We start from the raw sequence: 15726 nt of genomic DNA on the forward strand, positions 1-15726 counted from the left end.
CCGCCTTTCCGCCGCACTTCTGGCGCCAACCACGCACAACGCCCGGACGTGGGCCGTCTTACTCGGCTCCCGCACCCGTCCGGCCACCTCCATCATGATTCAGGTGAATCACTCCCGAGGCCCCGAGATCGTTCTCGCGGCCGGTCTGCGCTCTCCCTGGGCGCGCGCAGGCGGCGCTTTCGCCAAGGAGGACGCCGGGCACCTCGGTGCCCAGGTCGCCCGTGAACTCCTCGTGCAGACGGGGATCGACCCGGGCGCCTTCGACGAGGTGATCGTCGGCTCGGTGGGCCCGCCCCACGATCAGGCGAACATCGCCCGGGTGATCGCACTCCGCGCCGGCATCCCGCGGAACGTCCCCGCCCGGACCGTCGCCCGGAACTGCGCCTCGGGCATCGAGTCCGTGACGAGCGCCGCCACCTCCATCATGGCGGGCATCGGCGACCTCTACCTCACGATGGGGGTCGAGGTCATGAGCGCCTATCCGCTCATGTTCAACGACAAGATGACGGGCGTGTTTTCGGGGCTGATGAAGGCGAAATCGCCGGTGCAGAAGCTCGGCGCGCTCGCGAAGTTCCGCCCTTCGTTCCTGGCGCCGCGGGCGGCGCTGCTCGAGGGACTGAACGATCCGACCGTCGACATGCTCATGGGCCAGACGGCCGAGCTGATCGCGCGCGACTTCGGCATCACGCGGGAGGAGTGCGATCTGTACGCGGCGCGCAGCCACCAGCGCGCCGAGCACGCTCGAAACACCGGGCGCTTCGATCTCGAGATCCTGCCGATCCTGCCCCTGGGTGCACGTCCCGGGCAGCTCTCGCTGATCCACGACGACTCGATCCGCGACGGGCAGACGCCCGAGAAGCTCGCGAAACTCCGGCCCTACTTCGAGAAGCCGGACGGCGTCGTCACGGTCGGGAATGCGTGCGGCATCACCGACGGCGCGGGCGCGCTCGTCGTGACCACGCGGGACCGCGCGAAGGAACTCGGGCTCGAGCCGCTCGCTCGCCTCAAGGCATGGGCCTGGGCGGGCTGCGATCCGCGGCGCATGGGCCTCGGCCCGGTCCACGCGACCGCGAAGGTGCTCGACGAGGCTGGCGTGTCGATGAAGGACATCGGTGCGATCGAGCTGAACGAGGCGTTCGCTGCCCAGGTGCTGGGCTGCAAGATCGCCTTCGAGAGCGCCGACTACGCCGAGAAGACCATGGGCCGCTCCGGCGGCGCGATCGGCGAGCTCGACCTCGACAAGACCAACGTGAACGGCGGTGCGATCGCGCTCGGTCACCCGGTGGGAGCGACGGGCGCGCGCCTGCTCCTCACGGCCGCCCATGAACTCGAAGTAGGCGACCACGAACTGACCCTCGCCACCCTCTGCATTGGCGGTGGCCAAGGCGGCGCCGTGCTCCTGGAGCGTATCGACCGATGATCGACCTCAGCCAATTTCCGAGCCCCGAGAACGCGCCCGCGCCGGGCGAGTGCCTGAAGATCGAGCGGCCCGAGCCCGGTCTCGCCGTTCTCACGATCCTGTCTCCGCACAAGAGCTTTCCCGTGCTGGACGCGCCGCTGCTCCGCGATCTCGACGCCGCGGTGACCGAGTTCGAGGGCGACGATTCGCTCGAGGGCATCGTCATCACGGGGCGTCGCGCGGATCAGTTCCTCGCGGGCGCCGACGTCGAGGCGATCGCGCAGATCACGGACCCCGAGGTCGTACGCAAGGCGGTTCTCGCCGTCCACGGGCTCTTCGCCAGGATCGAGCGGCTAGCGGCCCGCACCGTGGCGGCGGTGGGTGGGCCGGTGCCGGGCGGAGCCCTGGAGCTGAGCCTTTCCTGCAACGTCATCCTCGCCACCGACAGCTCGAAGACGAAGATCGGCCTGCCCGAGACCATGCTCGGGATCATCCCAGGATGGGGCGGGTCGCACCGATTGCCGTGGCGCGTCGGGGTGCCGACCGCGCTCGACGCGATCCTGACGGGCAGGCTCTATCCTGCGAAGAAGGCCTTCCAGCTGGGCATCGTCGACCGACTCACCAAGGAGGAGTATCTGCATCGCATCGCGGCCGACATCGCGATGGGCCGGATCCGGATCAAGAAGAAGACGCGCGGCGCGAAGTCGTGGCTCGTCGACAGGAATCCGCTCGCGAAAGCCGTGATCCGGAACCAGGCGAAGAAGCAGGTCGATTCGAAGGCGCACGGGAACTATCCCGCGCCTTATCGCGCGCTCGACCTCGTGCTGAACGCGCACGGGAAGTCGCTCACCGAAGCGGCCACGCTGGAGGCGGACGCCGTCGCCGAGCTCGCGACCGGCAAGATCTCGAAGAACCTGGTGTCGATCTTCTTCGCGTCGGAAGCCGCGAAGAAGCTCGGGCAGTTCGCCGACGGAACGTCGCCGGCGAAGTTCACGGCCGGCGCCGTCGTCGGCGGCGGCGTCATGGGCGCGGGCATCGCGAGTCTCATGGCCGAGAAAGGGCTCACGACGCGTCTCTGCGACCTGAACCAGGCGGCGCTCGACGGCGCGACGATCACGCATCGCGCGGACATCGCGAAGAAGCTCAGGCGGAAGCGCCTGACGCCGAGCCGGGCCGACGCCGCAATCGACGGGCTCTCCGTCTCCGTGGGAATCACAGGCGTCGGGCATGCGGAGATCGCCGTCGAGGCCGTCGCCGAGATCATGGGCGTCAAGCGGAAGGTCTTCGGCGATCTCGCGGCGGCCATGGCGGACGATGCGATCCTGGCAACGAACACGTCGTCGCTCAGCGTGACCGAAATGCAAGAGGCGCTGCCGCAGCCGGAGCGCGTCGTGGGCATGCACTTCTTTAATCCGGTCAAGGCGATGCCGCTGGTCGAGATCGTTCGCGGCGCGCAAACCTCGGACGAGACGGTCACGCGCACGGCCGCGCTCGCGATCCAGCTCGGCAAGACGCCGGTGGTCACGAAGGATGTCCCCGGGTTCCTCGTGAACCGCCTGCTCGGCCCGTACCTCGACGAGGCGGTGCGCCTGTTCGTCGAGGGCGTCAGCCCGCTGCGCATCGATCGTCTGCTGCTGCAGTTCGGGATGCCGATGGGGCCGTTCAAGCTCCTCGACGAGGTGGGCCTCGATATCGCGGCCCACGCCGCGAAGTCCCTGCACGAAGGCTACGGGACTCGCATGACGCCGTGCGACGCGATCGCCGGCATGATGAAGCCCACGCGCCTCGGCAAGAAGTCGGGCCGCGGCTTCTACGACCACACGGGCAAGGGCAAGCCAGAGCTCATGGATGACCTGGCGCAGTTTCAGCGCGGGACCTCGGCGATGTCGATGTCGGACGAGGAGATCGTCGAGCGGATCGTGCTTGCGATGATGGGCGAAGGGGCCCGAGCGTTCGAGGAGCGCGTCGTGGCGACCGCACAGGAATTCGACCTCGCCACGGTCTTCGGTACGGGCTTCGCTCCGTTCCGCGGCGGTCTACTGAAGTACGCGGACGCGGTCGGCGCGAAGCGGGTCGTGGCGCTGATGGATAAGCATCGCGGCATGAAGGACGTCCAGGCCCGCGGCGCGGGATCGGTCCAGCGCTTCGAGCCCACCGAGCGTCTGCGCGAGATGGCGTTCTCCGAGCTTTCCTTCCACGAGACGGGTCCGTCCAAGGCGAAGAAGAGCGCATGAGTACCCGTTCCGGGATCGCCTTCTTCGATCTCGATCACACCCTCGTGAACGGCGACAGCGATTCGTCGTTCATCGATTTCATGGACGTCCGGGGTCTCCTCCCCGACGGCGTCCAGGAAGCGAAGGCTCCGATCAACGCGGCGTACATGGCGGGGGAGCCCTGGCAGGTGCCCTATCGAGCGCTCTTGCGTGAGATCTATCGCGATCGCTCGGTGGCGGAGACCATGGCGCTGGCTGCGGAGCATGCGGTCAGCCACGTGATGCCGATGCTCTTCCGCGGCGCGCGAGCGCTGCTGGAGGAAGCGCGCGAGCGGCGCGGTCACCTCGTTCTTCTCACGACCACGAACCAGGTCGTCACGACGCCTCTGCTCGAGCTTCTCGGGCTGGACGGGCTGCTGTCCACGCAAATGGAGGTGCAAGGGAGTCGATTCACCGGTGAGGTGGTCGGGGAATTTTGCACCGGGCCAGGCAAGGAGATCGCGCTGCGGGCCTACTGCGAGCAGCGCGGAGTCGACCCGGCGGATTGCGCGATGTACGGAGACGGGCGCAGCGATATGGACGCGCTGGCGGCCGTGGGGGAACCGGTCGCGGTTCATCCGAACCACGGCCTGGCGAAGAAGGCGGCCGAGCTAGGCTGGCCGGTGCTCGACCTGGCTGTTTGATCCGGGCTCGCTGTTCTATCGGGCGAAGCGGTTCGATCAGGGCCCGCCGTCTGCGATGACGAACGGCTCGCGATCGACCTTTCGCCGCAGCCAGTTCAGCGGGCGGTGGATGGTGGGCTTGGCGATGAGCCAGCGCTCGAAGCGGTGCTTGAACGGGTAGTCGATGAGCATCATCCCGACGAGGATGGCGAGGATGCCCTGGCCCGGGAGCACGAGCATGGCGACTCCGGCGAGCGCGACGACGACGCCCACCAGGTTGCGGATCCCGTGCAGGAGGAACGCGAGCGCCCTGTGCGTGTTGCGCTCGCGGCGCTCACGATGAATCCGCTCCTGGCCGTCGGCGGTGAAGTAGTCCGACGGCAGTCGGCCGATCAGCCACGGGAGGCCGAACAGGCTGACCACGAGGAAAACGACCGAGCCGGTCGTCAACCAGCCGAAGAGCGCGTGGTGCTCGGCGAAGTAAGTCTGGAAACGCTCGGTCCAACCTGAAGCGATCCCCATCGGATCGCCGGTCAAAACAGGAACATCACGCCTTCGACCTTTCTCAGCTCCGCGTAGAGCCGCAGAACCGCGTCGGCATCAGGGCACGTCGGCTCGACGGTGACGCTCTGGTGGCGACCGCCTTTGGTCGTGCGGATGCTGGAGGGCGGCTGCATGTTCGTGCGGAGTTCCCGCTGAATGCAGTCCGTCACGCGCCCCTGCAGACCCTCGTCGGCCTCGCCGATCACCTTGAAGGTGTAGCGGCAGGGGAACGAGTGGCGCTGCTCGAGGAGCTCGCGGCTCGGCAGCTTGTCGGGTTCGGAGGGCGGCGGCATCTGCGCCATCTTGGGCCGGCGGCGCGGTGAGTCAACCTTGGAGCCCGTTCTCGTCGCTCCACGGGCAGCGGGATGAGCGGTGCTTGAGGTCAGCCTGATCTCCTCCGTACTCGCGGGGTGGACACTTTCGACATGACTCCCCCTGACCCCCGAATCAAGAACGAGGACACCTACGAGGCCCTTCGCGACAAGGGCGCCAGCAAGGAGAAGGCCGCGCGGATCGCCAACGCGCAGGCGAACGATTCCATGCATCCGTCTTCCAAGGGGGCCCAGGCCCCGCCCTACGAAGAATGGACCAAGGACGATCTCTACGAGCGGGCCCAGGACCTCGATGTCCAGAGGCGCTCATCCATGTCCAAGTCCGAACTCATCCAGGCGCTTCGCCAACACTGATATGTCCGACCTCATCGCCGTCTCCTTTCCTGACCGCCACCAGGCGGAACAGGTTCGCCTCGACCTCGTCAAGCTCCAGCGAGAGCACCTCGTCGACATCGAAGACGCCGTCGTGGCCTACCGCGACGACAGCGGCAAGGTGAAGCTCCGGCAGCTTTACAACCTGCCCGTCGTGGGCGCCGTGAGCGGCGGCTTCTGGGGTACGCTCATCGGGCTGCTGTTCCTGAATCCACTCTTCGGACTGGTGGCCGGAAGCGCGTGGGGTGCCGTCGTCGGCGCTCTCAACGACGTCGGGATCAACGACAAGTTCATGAAGGAGCTGGCCGGGACGATGACGCCGACCTCGTCCGCGCTCTTCGTCCTCGTGCGACACGCGACGGCGGACAAGGTCCTCGAAGAACTGGACCTCCACGGCGGCAAGATTCTCCGCACGTCCCTTTCCCACTCGGACGAGCAGAAGCTGCGCGCCGCCCTGGATGAATCCCGGGCGCTCGAGAATACACAGGCTCATGGGGCCAGCGCGACGAAGTGAAGGGCCGCACGGTCGATTCACTGACGACGCATCGCCTCTTTCGGCTCGCCGAGAGTTACGCCAGGAAGCTACGAGACTGGCCGCTCTTTCCGGTCGCGCTCGCCGCGCTCGCGATCGCTCTCGGCGGGATGGCGGTGGCCGAGATCGCAGAGGAAGTCTTCGAGGGAGAGTTTCGCGTCTGGGACGAGCGCATCCTTCTCGCGCTGCGTAGCGGCACGGACGGAAGTGATCCCATCGGTCCTGGCTGGCTCGAAGAGTCGGTGCGTGATGTGACGGCGCTCGGGAGCACGGTCGTCATTGGATGGACCGTGCTCAGTGCGGCGATCGCGCTCCTTCTCGTGGGGAATCCGCGGGGCGCTGCGTATCTCGTCCTCACCATCAGCACCGGCACCGTTCTCACGTTCCTGCTGAAGCACGGCATCGACCGTCCCCGACCGGACCTCGTCGCCGCGCAGGCGGAGGTGTTCACGCGCAGCTTCCCGAGCGGTCACGCCGCCACGTCGGCGCTCGCGTACCTCACTCTGGGCGCCCTCGCAGCCACCCTCCTCCAGCGCAGACGTCTGAAGGTCTACGTACTGCTGCTGGCGGCGTTCGCGGCGCTCTGCATTGGCGCGAGCCGCCTCTACCTCGGGGTTCACTGGCCGTCCGACGTTCTGGCCGGCTGGGTGATCGGCGTTTCGTGGGCGGCGGCTTCCGCGTGCCTTGCCGTGGTGCTCAAGCAGAGGCAGTATCTGTAGCCAGGTCCTCCCCCGGGGCCGGGGCCGGGGCCGCGGCCGGTTCAGGGCCGGGGCGCAAGCGCCTCAGCCCCGAGTCCGATCGATCACTCGATGATTTCGGGTAGCCGCTTGACCAGTTTCTTCTTGCTCGACTTCGAGATCGGCTTCGCACCGAGGTACACGTCGAACATGGCCATGGCCAGCGCGGGCGCCATCACGTCAGGCTTGCGCTCGCCGTTCACGACCGTCGACAGCGTCCCGTCCGGGTGCCACGTGAAGCGCAGCTCGTTCCCGTCCTTCAGCTTGTCGAGGCTGAAGAATTTGCGGAAGGTCGTCAGGTTCGCGAGCTTCTCGGCTTCGGTGCCCTTCTCGGCCTTCTTCATCTCGAGAATGCGCGGCTTCAGCGAGTCCTCGAACGCGCTCACCACGTCCTCGGCGTCGACGTTCCGGCAGAACCGCAGCCGAAGTTCTTTCGTGCCGGTCTGGCTGAGAAGCTTCGCGAAGAGCGCGCCATCGCTTCCGACCTTGGAGGCGGACATCCCCTTCCACTTCTTCAGCTCCGACTGGACCGTCTCGTCATCGACGTACAGCGCGTACGAGTAGACGTTCACGTTGAAGATCGTCTTCTCGCGAATGCCCATCCCGAGCAGGTCGAGCGTGAGAGGCTTCACGCCTTCCTTCTTGGCGTCTTCCGCCTTGAGTGTCGACGGCGTTGTGACGGGGTAGCGATGCCCACTCTCGCTCTCTTTGGCCGTCTGCACCGATTGCGCGACGGAAACGGGCGCGACCACGGACGTGACCGGAAGGGCGGGTGCGGTGAAAGCGAGGACGAGAAGGCAGGGTGCGGTGTAGATCAGGCTCATGCGACCTCCCCGTTCCGTTGAGCGGGGTCTTGGAGGTTCTGGGAAGCGCCAGGCTCATCGTCCTGGCGCGTGGTGCGCCACTTGTTGGGCGACTCGTCCGTTTCGCGCTTGAACGCGCGATAGAAAGTCGAGAGGTCTTCGAAGCCGCACTCGAAGGCGACCGAAAGGACGGTGCGATCGGTGGATTCCAGGAGCTTCTTGGCGTGATCGATGCGCAGCTTGCGGACGTACGAGAGCCACGACGTTCCCGTCACCTCGCGGAAGAGCTGCGTGAAGCGGCGGCGCGAAAGCCCGAGCATCGATGCGGCCGAGTCGAGGTTCGTCGCCTCGAAGAAGTTCTCGGACAGGTCCTCGACGTAGCTGCGCATGCGCGTCGAGCTATCGGTGCCGCGGACCGGTGACTGAACCGTGCCCGCGGGCGGCTCGGTCTGGATGAACGTTCCGACGCGCGCCACGTCGACGAGCAGGCGTAGGGCCAGAGCGACCATCTGTGCGCCGGTGGTGGGGAGGCCGAGGGTCTGTTCGAAAAGCAGGCGCCGCATGCTGCGCTCGATCTTCTCGGCCGAGTGGCTGCCGAGGCGGAGCACGCCGGTGGGGAGGATGCCAGCGTCGAGGCAGGCGGTCTCCATCACGCGCGGGCGGATGCTGACGACGTAGAGCGACATCGGCGATGTTTCGGAGTCGATGATCTCGTGGGAGGTCCCGGCCGGAATCACGAGGGCGTCTCCGCGTTTGCAGGGAACGCGCTCATCTCCGCGGGCCAGGGCTCCTTCTCCGTCGTGGACGACGACGATCTTCAGGAAGTCATGGGTCGCCGCAGGCATCGTCCATCCTGCGGTGTGGTGACTCTCGAAGACGTCGACCCCCCAGTCCGGAAAGATGTGTTCGACGGGCTGGCTGGTGGGCTGTGTGGATCGGGGTCGAATCGGCATGATTCGCCCACGATAACAGCAATTTCATTCCCGTAGGCAAATCAGGCAGTTCTGCCGCCCGCGGAGGAGGAGATCGCGCTCAGGCCCGTCGAAGTCGCTCGAGGGACGAACGTTGCTGTTCTGTAACGAAACGCCTCAGGAGTCGTTCGTCCGCTTCTTTCCAGCGGGCCGTCCGGGACGCTCCCGCTGCGATTCCATAGCGGACGCCTCCGCCCCTCGGGAGCTCTTTGCGATGGCAGATGAGTCCCTCGACGGTGATCTGCCCGAGGTGCGTGGCGATTTCGAGGTGGACGCTCTCGGCTCCCTTGAGCCCTGCGTCCGTTTCCTCGGTGACGAGCACGCCGATGCCGTCGAAGGAAACGTCGAGGAGCGTCGCCTTGAAGCGTGAGCCGCGGACGCTCGCGCGGGCGCCGCCCGGGCGCGTCGCGCGGGTGGAAGGGGTCACGGAGCAGATCGTGGTGGCCTGGACCGTGTCCCGGTGGACGGGGAGGCGGAACGCGGCACGCTCGTTGAACAGCGCCGTCTGGAGGCTGCCGGGCGAGCCTTCGATGGTGGCGCGATTGCTGAGGACGAGGCGGACGGTGCTGATGCTGTCCTGTTCATCGTTCTTGGTGGCCACGACGGAGATGCGCTGGGGCTTCCCGGTGGACCTTCCCGGCGCCTCTCCTTTGAGCTCGAACCCGATCGGCTGCCCCAGGGGAATCCTGCCGCGCTTCGAGGCGGGCAGCCCCACGACGATGGACCGGCCGTCTCCGCTGAGGATCTCGCCGTCGAGGATCTCTCCGGAGACCAGGAAGAGAGTCACCGCCGAGCTGGATGCGAGGGGAGTTGCGCTGGGGGATCCCGACCCCGGACTTGTCGATGCACGGCGCGCCATGCGGGAAAGATCGGGCGCCCCTCAGGAGGTTCTTGAGGGTAGGTGCTGCAACTTTCCCCTATCTGTCCACGTCCGTGGGGCCCGTGCACCCGGGGCGCCTCTGCCGTGTGGGAGAACCGTGGGAAAAGGGTCCGCGACGGCGCCGGGGCGCCGATGGTCAGGGGGGCTATCTGGGGCGCAATTGCCCCGTGGATGGATCGGTTCGTGGGCGTATCCGGATGGGGTCGCCGGGTTGGGGCAACTTTGGGGCAAAAATCTTCAGAGTGTGGATAAGTTGCTCTAGCACGGCGGCGGGTTGGGGCCCCGGGGCAACTTATCCACATGGCTTGCGCTTTGATTGGTGGCGTGTTGGGATAGGCGCCGCTGGCACGGCCAGCGCGCCCTCCACCATGTCGACCTCCCAGTTCCTTGGCACCCACCAGGCCACCCTCGACACGGAGGGGAGGATTCAGCTCCCGACCGCGCTGAGGGACGAGATCAACTTTCGCCAGGCCGATTTCGGACTGATGGCGTCGCTCGATGGGGACGGCAGCCTCTGTCTGCGTCCGCGCGCGGACTGGGAGCGGTGGTGCCGGGAGCTGCTCGGCGCGCGGGAGATTCTTCGCCAGCAGGACCGTCGCACGCTCCTGACCATCGCGTCCCATTCAGGGCCGGTGAAGTGCGACAAGCAGGGCCGGATCCGGGTCGCGGACGCGCTTCTCACCCTGGTGGGGCTCGATCGTTCGAAGCCGGATCGGCGGGACGCTGTCCTCACGGGGGCCTTCCGCGAGATCCGGCTCTGGAGCGCGGAGGGATGGGAACAGTTTTCCGATTCGGCTCGAAAGTCGCTTGCCGCTGATCTCGACGAACTCATGGGCGGCGACTCGGCCGGCCCAGCGCCGGATCCTGAAAGCTGAAGGGAGCCGGTTTCGTCTCATGCAGGCGGTGTGCGCGCGCCGACGAAAGGCCTGTATGCCCCCCGCTCGTACCCTTCTCGTCCTGGGCCTGGTCGCTTTCGCGGCCGGGAGCAGGGTGTCGTTGCAGACGGCGCCCGCGGAAGCGTCGTATTCGGGCGGGACGACGGCGACAGGTTCGAAGCCTGGCGCCGCGCGCCAGCGCTCCTCGGACTCGATGGTCGTCGTCAGCGCCAAGGAGCATGCTCTCGTCATGCAGGACCCTGCCACAGGGGCTCGGACGGCGTTCTTCCGCGTCGGCCTCAGCCCTGACTCGGTGGCGATCACCGAGGACGGTCGCACCGCGGTGGTGACGAACCGCGGGGATCAGCTTTCCGGCAACTCGATCTGCATCGTCGACCTGCATGCGACGAACCTCGTCCGGACCATTCCGCTGGAGGTCACGCGTCAGAATCCGGATCAGTCGATCACCACGCGCTCGTATCACCGTCCGTCGGGGATCGCGTTCATTCCGGGGAAGAAACGCGTCGTCGTGAGCTGTGAGGTCGAGGGAGCGCTGCTCCTCGTCGACCTCGTCGAAGCCCGGGTGATCGGGGACTGCTTGCTGGAGGCCAACGGTTCCAACGCCGTCGTCGTCGACCACTCGGGGCGATTTGCCTTCGTGGCGAACCGAGATTCTGGCACCGTCAGCGTCGTCAAGCTCGACCGCATGCGCCTCGTGAAGTCGATCGAAGCGGGCGGCGGACCTGCCGGCATGGCGCTGCATCCCGTTCGAAACGAGATCTGGCTCGCCAACACCCAGACCAACTCGATCTCCGTGATCGACGTGGACGAGCAGGAAGAGCGCCTCGAGTTCGCGTGTGGCGCCATGCCCAGCGACATCGATTTCACGCCCGACGGCAAGTACGCGCTCGTCGTGAACATGCAGGAGGGCAACATCTCCGTCTTCAACTCGGAGTCTCGCCGCATTCGAACCCTCGTGGACCTCGAGCGAGTGACGCGCGAGCAGGCGCTCGCGCGCCCCGTGACGATGCCCGGCCACTTCGGCCGCAGTCCGCTCCCGACGCGGATCCTGATGGGCCCGGACGGCAAGCACGCCTACGTCGCGACTCGCCGCAGCGACCAGCTCCACGAGATCGACCTGTCCACCTGGAAAGTCGTCCGGACGATGCCCACCGCCACCGCGCCGACCGACCTGGGATGGTCCCGGGTGGGTATGGAGCATCAGCTGGAGACCAGCTCGGTCGTCGAGACATCGGAAGCTCGCTCGGCCGGCGAGAAGAAGCCGCGTTGACCCATTGGCTGCCCCGGTCTGCTCTCGCTGGAGCACGCTCCGGGCCGGGACTCGATAGGCTCTGCGTGCACCATGCCCGCACCCGTTCCGACGACGAACTCGATCCAGCGCCACGTCGCCCCGCTCCGAGCTCCGATCTGGGCCCGCGGAGGGCACGCGCAGACGCTGCTCGCCTACACCCTTCGCGCTCCGGGTGAAGCCCTCGTGCCCGCCGGTGACGGTCGCATCCGGTTCCACGAGGTGCCCGTCACGGAGGGGGACCGCCTGGTGATCGTCGACGCGGCACCCCTGTCGTCGGCGCCCCTGTCGTCGGGGCCCCTGTCCTCGGGGCGACTCGACGGCGTCGCGGTTCATTTGATGCACGGTCTCACCGGCTCGACGGACTCCAACTACATGCGCATGTGCGCCGCCGTTCTGCGCCGCCACGGGGCGCGCGTCATCGGCTTCAACCACCGCGGTCAGGGGCCGGGCGCGGGGCTCGCGAAGCGGCTCTATCACTCCGGGAGCTTCCCTGACTTGTGGGCAGCCGTCGGCAAGGGGCGCGCGCTCCATCCAGACCTCCTGCACCTCGCCGTAGGCTTCTCCCTCTCGGCCAACACGGCGCTTCTCGGCGTCACCGAGAAGGGCGACGCGTCCGATCCGGCGAGCCTCCCCGACGGCGTACTCGCGGTCAATCCGCCGGTCGATCTGCGGGCCTGCGCCATCCGGATCGAGACCGGCGTGAATCGTCTCTACGACCGGAACTTCGTGCGCGGCATGCGGGAATCGGTGGCCGCGCGCAGGTCGCGCGGGTGGCTGCCCGACTCGGTCATGATTCCGAAAGGAGCCTCGGTGCGCGGCGCCGATGAGGCCGTCACCGCACCCCAGGCGGGCTACGGGAGCGCCGACGAGTACTACGCGGACTGCTCCTCCGGGCCGCGGCTCGCCACGCTGCGGCGACCTGCCGTGATCCTGTCCGCCGACGATGATCCGTTCATCGCACCGGAGGACATCACGTCCGCCGCGCGGGGAACCGCCGCCTTCGTTCATCTGGAGCCTGTGGGCGGCCACCTCGGCTACCTCTCGCAGCCAACGACCGCGCGGGTCGCCGGCCTCGATCCTGCAGGTGAACTCCGGGGACTTGGTTCCCGCTGGCTCGCGGGGGCCGTCCTGCACTACTGCGAACAGCTCGTCCTCGCGAGCGCCGATCAGTCGAGGTCGATGACGAGCACATCCGCGCCAGACGCTCCTGGCTGAACGCGGACGGTCGCGACATCGCTCAGCCCGATCGCATCACCGGCCCCGAGCGCCTCGCCGTCGACCGCGGCTTCGCCTCGGATGACGTGGACCCAGGCGTGGCGACCGGCGCCCTTCAGCTCGACCTCCGCATCGCCTGCCGCGCTCCACTGGCCTCGCCACATCCGAGCGTCGCGCCCGATCTCGATCGAACCGTCGCGACCGTCCTCGGACACGACCAGCGCGAACCGATCCTGCATGGACTCCGGGGTGAAACGTCGCTCGTCGTAGCGCGGCTTCGTGCCAGACGCGTCGGGTTCGATCCAGATCTGAAGGAAGTGGACCGGGTCCGTCTTCGAACCGTTGAACTCGGAGTGGACCACGCCTGTGCCTGCTGACATGGCCTGGACGTCCCCGGGATGAAGGACCGAGCCGGTGCCCATGCTGTCCTTGTGCTCCAGCGCGCCGTCCAGGACGATCGAGACGATCTCCATGTCCCGGTGCGGGTGCTGTCCGAATCCACGGCCGGCCGCGACGCGATCCTCGTTCAGGACGCGGAGGGCGCGGAAGCCCATGTGATCGGGATCGTGGTACCCGGCAAAGGAGAACGAGTGGTGGGTGTCGAGCCAGCCGTGGTCGGCGTGGCCGCGTGCTTCGGACCTGCGAATCTTCTTCATGGCGGGCCGATCTTGGGCGGAAAACAGCCGCGTGGAACCCGCGGGTAGTCGGGCAGAGCTGCCTGCGGAGAGCAAGTCGCCCTCCGAGGGCGACTTGCGCTGCTCCTTTTTCATCCATTCCTGAGGCTGCGCGTGCCTCCTGGGCGAAGATCCTCCCCATGAGCCCCCAGACCTTCGAACGAACCGTCCGCTGTCCCGTTTCTGCCCGGGAAACCTTCGAGTGGCACGTCCGCCCGGGCGCGCTCCGGCGGCTGCTCCCGCCCTGGGACAACGCCAGCGTCAAGAGTGGCAGCGGGCCCGAGGAGCGGCTCGAACAGGGCGCTCGAACGACGATCCGGCTCGGCGTCGGGCCGGTCGGCATCGACTGGGAAGCGGAGATCGCCGAGCTCGATGCCGAGGCGACCTTCTTCGTGGACCGCTCGCTCTCCGGGCCATTCAAGAGCTGGGTACACCGTCACCAGGTCGAGGCCGCTGGCGACGGAGCCTCGACGCTGACCGATCACATCGACTACGAGCTGCCTCTGGGTGGGCTGGGCCGCCTCTTCGGGGGCGGCTTCACGCGGACGAAGCTCGCTCGGATGTTCGCCTGGAGGCATCGGGTGATGCTGCACGACCTCGAGTGCCACGCGGACGCCGCGGCCCAGGGATTCAGCGGCAAGACGATCGCGATCACGGGGGCCAGCGGGCTCGTCGGCAGCTCGCTGGCGGCGTTCCTGCGCACCGGTGGCCACCGGGTGCTGGAGCTCGTCCGTCGCGAGCCCCGTGCGCCGCACGAGGTGCGCTGGAGCCCGAGGGACGGCGAGGTCGATCACGCGCGCCTCGAAGGTATCGACGGCATCGTGCACCTGGCGGGTGAGTCGATCTTTGGCCTGCGGTGGACCGAGGACAAGAAGCGCCGTATCGAGGAGAGCCGCGTCCTTGGAACGCGCACGATCGTCGACGCCATCGGGCGGCTGGACAGGCCGCCGGCGGCGTTCGTGTCGGCATCCGCGATTGGCTGGTACGGCGATCGTGGCGACAAGAAGCTGACCGAGGAAGCGGCCATGGGGGAGGGGTTCCTCGCGGAGACCTGCGCCGCGTGGGAGGCGGAAGCGGACCGCGTCCAGGGCGACGTACGCGGGGTGAAGCTTCGCCTCGGCGTCGTGCTCGACCCGGGCGGCGGGGCGCTCGCCACCATGCTGCCTGCGTTCAAGGCGGGCGTCGGCGGCAAGCTCGGAAGCGGCGAGCAGTGGTTCCCGTGGGTGGCGCTGGACGACGTCATCGGCGCGTTCCACCGCGGACTCTTCGACACCGGGCTGCGGGGCGCCGCGAACCTCGTCGCGCCTGGAGAGGTCACGAACGCGGACTTCACGAAGACGCTCGGCAAGGTGCTCGGGCGCCCGACGATCCTTCCCGTGCCGGAGTTCGGCCTGAAGGCGGCTCTCGGGAAGGAGCAGGCCCAGGAGATGCTGCTCGCCAGCGTGCGGGTCGTGCCGGCCGCTCTGGAGAGCGCGGGCTTCCGCTTTCACCATCCGCACCTTGAAGGGGCGCTCATGCACGCACTCGGGAAGCGGCAGTAGAATGTCGGGGTCACGGGCGCGCCGCTCGGCGCGCTCACCGTCCGTTACTTCTTTCCCGGATAGATCCGGGGGACCCTTCCCATGCTCAACCTCAAGACGCTCTGCGTTTCCGCGCTGCTCCTTTCCGCCGCCGCCGCCGCGACCACGCTGGCCCTCCGATCCACCGCTCCACAGGAGGCCGAGGCGCCCACCCGCGAACACGGGATGCTCATGGAGAGCGTGGGCGAGTGGGAGGGCACGCTGGAGATGATGATGCCCGGCATGGAAGGCAAGTTCCCGGCCACCGATACGATCACCGCCTTCGGCCCGTTCTGGACCCAGTCGATGTTCGAGTCCGACTTCATGGGGATGGCCTACAGCGGCACCGGCGTCATGGGCTTCGATCCGAAGACCAAGAAGTTCGTTGGCACCTGGATCCAGAACACCGACTCGTCGTTCATGGTGATGCACGGCACGATGAACGAGGCGGGCGAGATGGAGATGAAGTGGGAAGCTCCCTTGCCCGGCAGCGACGAGCTGGTGCCGCATCGCTCGACGACGAAGTACACGAAGGACACCTACGTGAACAAGTTCTACGCAGGCGAAGGCGACGAGGAGATGCATCAGATGACCATCTCCATGAAGCGCAAGAAGTAGAGGTCGCGCGTGGCTCCCCACGTTGGAGC

At 67.4% G+C, this 15726-nt stretch carries 17 protein-coding genes; 11 read left to right on the forward strand and 6 right to left on the reverse strand.

Annotated features, from left to right (window positions below; translation table 11 throughout):
* The first annotated feature begins 103 nt into the window (after positions 1-103).
* From Poly30_RS07150 to Poly30_RS07160, 3 genes are read left to right on the forward strand one after another with little or no spacing between them, the layout of a single operon-like run.
* Positions 104-1420: a thiolase family protein gene (locus Poly30_RS07150; RefSeq protein WP_419191074.1), complete on the forward strand. Its 1317-nt coding sequence runs from the start codon at positions 104-106 to the stop codon at positions 1418-1420.
* Positions 1417-3633, forward strand: a complete 2217-nt coding sequence (locus Poly30_RS07155; RefSeq protein WP_145195726.1) for a 3-hydroxyacyl-CoA dehydrogenase NAD-binding domain-containing protein — start codon at positions 1417-1419, stop codon at positions 3631-3633. The genes Poly30_RS07150 and Poly30_RS07155 overlap by 4 nt, the downstream gene beginning before the upstream one ends.
* Positions 3630-4295, forward strand: a complete 666-nt coding sequence (locus Poly30_RS07160) for an HAD family hydrolase (protein ID WP_145195728.1) — start codon at positions 3630-3632, stop codon at positions 4293-4295. The genes Poly30_RS07155 and Poly30_RS07160 overlap by 4 nt, the downstream gene beginning before the upstream one ends.
* Before the next feature lie 36 nt (positions 4296-4331).
* Here the strand turns inward: Poly30_RS07160 and Poly30_RS07165 are convergent, their stop codons facing one another.
* The gene (locus Poly30_RS07165) at positions 4332-4796 is read right to left on the reverse strand and encodes a PGPGW domain-containing protein (RefSeq protein ID WP_145195730.1); all 465 of its coding nucleotides are present in this window, start codon (positions 4794-4796) and stop codon (positions 4332-4334) included.
* 11 nt (positions 4797-4807) lie between these two features.
* Positions 4808-5110, reverse strand: a complete 303-nt coding sequence (locus Poly30_RS28225; RefSeq protein ID WP_419191075.1) for a YbeD family protein — start codon at positions 5108-5110, stop codon at positions 4808-4810.
* 132 nt (positions 5111-5242) lie between these two features.
* On the opposite strand from Poly30_RS28225, the gene Poly30_RS07175 reads away from it, so the two are divergent.
* The 3 genes from Poly30_RS07175 to Poly30_RS07185 are packed head-to-tail and all read left to right on the forward strand — an operon-like array spanning position 5243 to position 6772.
* A complete protein-coding gene (locus tag Poly30_RS07175) occupies positions 5243-5503 on the forward strand; it encodes a DUF7218 family protein (RefSeq protein ID WP_145195734.1) in 261 nt (86 codons plus the stop codon).
* A gap of 1 nt (position 5504) precedes the next feature.
* Positions 5505-6035, forward strand: a complete 531-nt coding sequence (locus tag Poly30_RS07180) for a DUF1269 domain-containing protein (RefSeq protein WP_145195736.1) — start codon at positions 5505-5507, stop codon at positions 6033-6035.
* Positions 6032-6772, forward strand: a complete 741-nt coding sequence (locus Poly30_RS07185) for a phosphatase PAP2 family protein (protein ID WP_145195738.1) — start codon at positions 6032-6034, stop codon at positions 6770-6772. Before Poly30_RS07180 ends, Poly30_RS07185 begins: the two co-directional genes overlap by 4 nt.
* An 83-nt stretch (positions 6773-6855) precedes the next feature.
* On the opposite strand, the gene Poly30_RS07190 is transcribed toward Poly30_RS07185, so the two are convergent.
* The 3 genes from Poly30_RS07190 to Poly30_RS07200 form a co-directional block, all read right to left on the reverse strand.
* Positions 6856-7614, reverse strand: coding sequence for a chalcone isomerase family protein (locus Poly30_RS07190; protein WP_145195740.1), 759 nt, complete (start codon positions 7612-7614; stop codon positions 6856-6858).
* The gene (locus Poly30_RS07195) at positions 7611-8546 is read right to left on the reverse strand and encodes a helix-turn-helix domain-containing protein (protein WP_145195742.1); all 936 of its coding nucleotides are present in this window, start codon (positions 8544-8546) and stop codon (positions 7611-7613) included. Before Poly30_RS07195 ends, Poly30_RS07190 begins: the two co-directional genes overlap by 4 nt.
* A 79-nt stretch (positions 8547-8625) precedes the next feature.
* On the reverse strand, positions 8626-9351 hold the full coding sequence (locus Poly30_RS07200) for a PilZ domain-containing protein (protein WP_145195744.1): 726 nt from the start codon (positions 9349-9351) through the stop codon (positions 8626-8628).
* A 461-nt stretch (positions 9352-9812) separates the two neighbouring features.
* Here Poly30_RS07200 and Poly30_RS28230 point away from each other — a divergent pair, with 461 nt between their 5' ends.
* The 3 genes from Poly30_RS28230 (at position 9813) to Poly30_RS07215 (ending at position 12846) form a co-directional block, all read left to right on the forward strand.
* Positions 9813-10319 carry a division/cell wall cluster transcriptional repressor MraZ gene (locus Poly30_RS28230; RefSeq protein ID WP_419191076.1) on the forward strand — a complete coding sequence of 169 codons (507 nt, stop codon included), beginning with the start codon at positions 9813-9815 and terminating at the stop codon, positions 10317-10319.
* A gap of 55 nt (positions 10320-10374) precedes the next feature.
* Positions 10375-11610, forward strand: coding sequence for a YncE family protein (locus Poly30_RS07210; protein WP_419191078.1), 1236 nt, complete (start codon positions 10375-10377; stop codon positions 11608-11610).
* A gap of 72 nt (positions 11611-11682) precedes the next feature.
* The gene (locus tag Poly30_RS07215) at positions 11683-12846 is read left to right on the forward strand and encodes a YheT family hydrolase (protein WP_145195749.1); all 1164 of its coding nucleotides are present in this window, start codon (positions 11683-11685) and stop codon (positions 12844-12846) included.
* On the opposite strand, the gene Poly30_RS07220 is transcribed toward Poly30_RS07215, so the two are convergent.
* The gene (locus Poly30_RS07220) at positions 12798-13502 is read right to left on the reverse strand and encodes a pirin family protein (RefSeq protein ID WP_145195751.1); all 705 of its coding nucleotides are present in this window, start codon (positions 13500-13502) and stop codon (positions 12798-12800) included. The two genes, Poly30_RS07215 and Poly30_RS07220, sit on opposite strands and share 49 nt — an antisense overlap.
* Positions 13503-13660: 158 nt before the next feature.
* Here Poly30_RS07220 and Poly30_RS07225 point away from each other — a divergent pair, with 158 nt between their 5' ends.
* Both Poly30_RS07225 and Poly30_RS07230 read left to right on the forward strand, forming a co-directional pair.
* Positions 13661-15061 (forward strand): TIGR01777 family oxidoreductase, encoded by a 1401-nt coding sequence (locus tag Poly30_RS07225; RefSeq protein ID WP_145195753.1) that lies wholly within the window; start codon positions 13661-13663, stop codon positions 15059-15061.
* 81 nt (positions 15062-15142) lie between these two features.
* Positions 15143-15697, forward strand: coding sequence for a DUF1579 family protein (locus Poly30_RS07230; protein WP_145195755.1), 555 nt, complete (start codon positions 15143-15145; stop codon positions 15695-15697).
* Positions 15698-15726 lie beyond the last annotated feature (29 nt).

The organism is Saltatorellus ferox (assembly GCA_007751475.1).
In the GTDB taxonomy this organism is placed as follows: domain Bacteria; phylum Planctomycetota; class UBA1135; order UBA1135.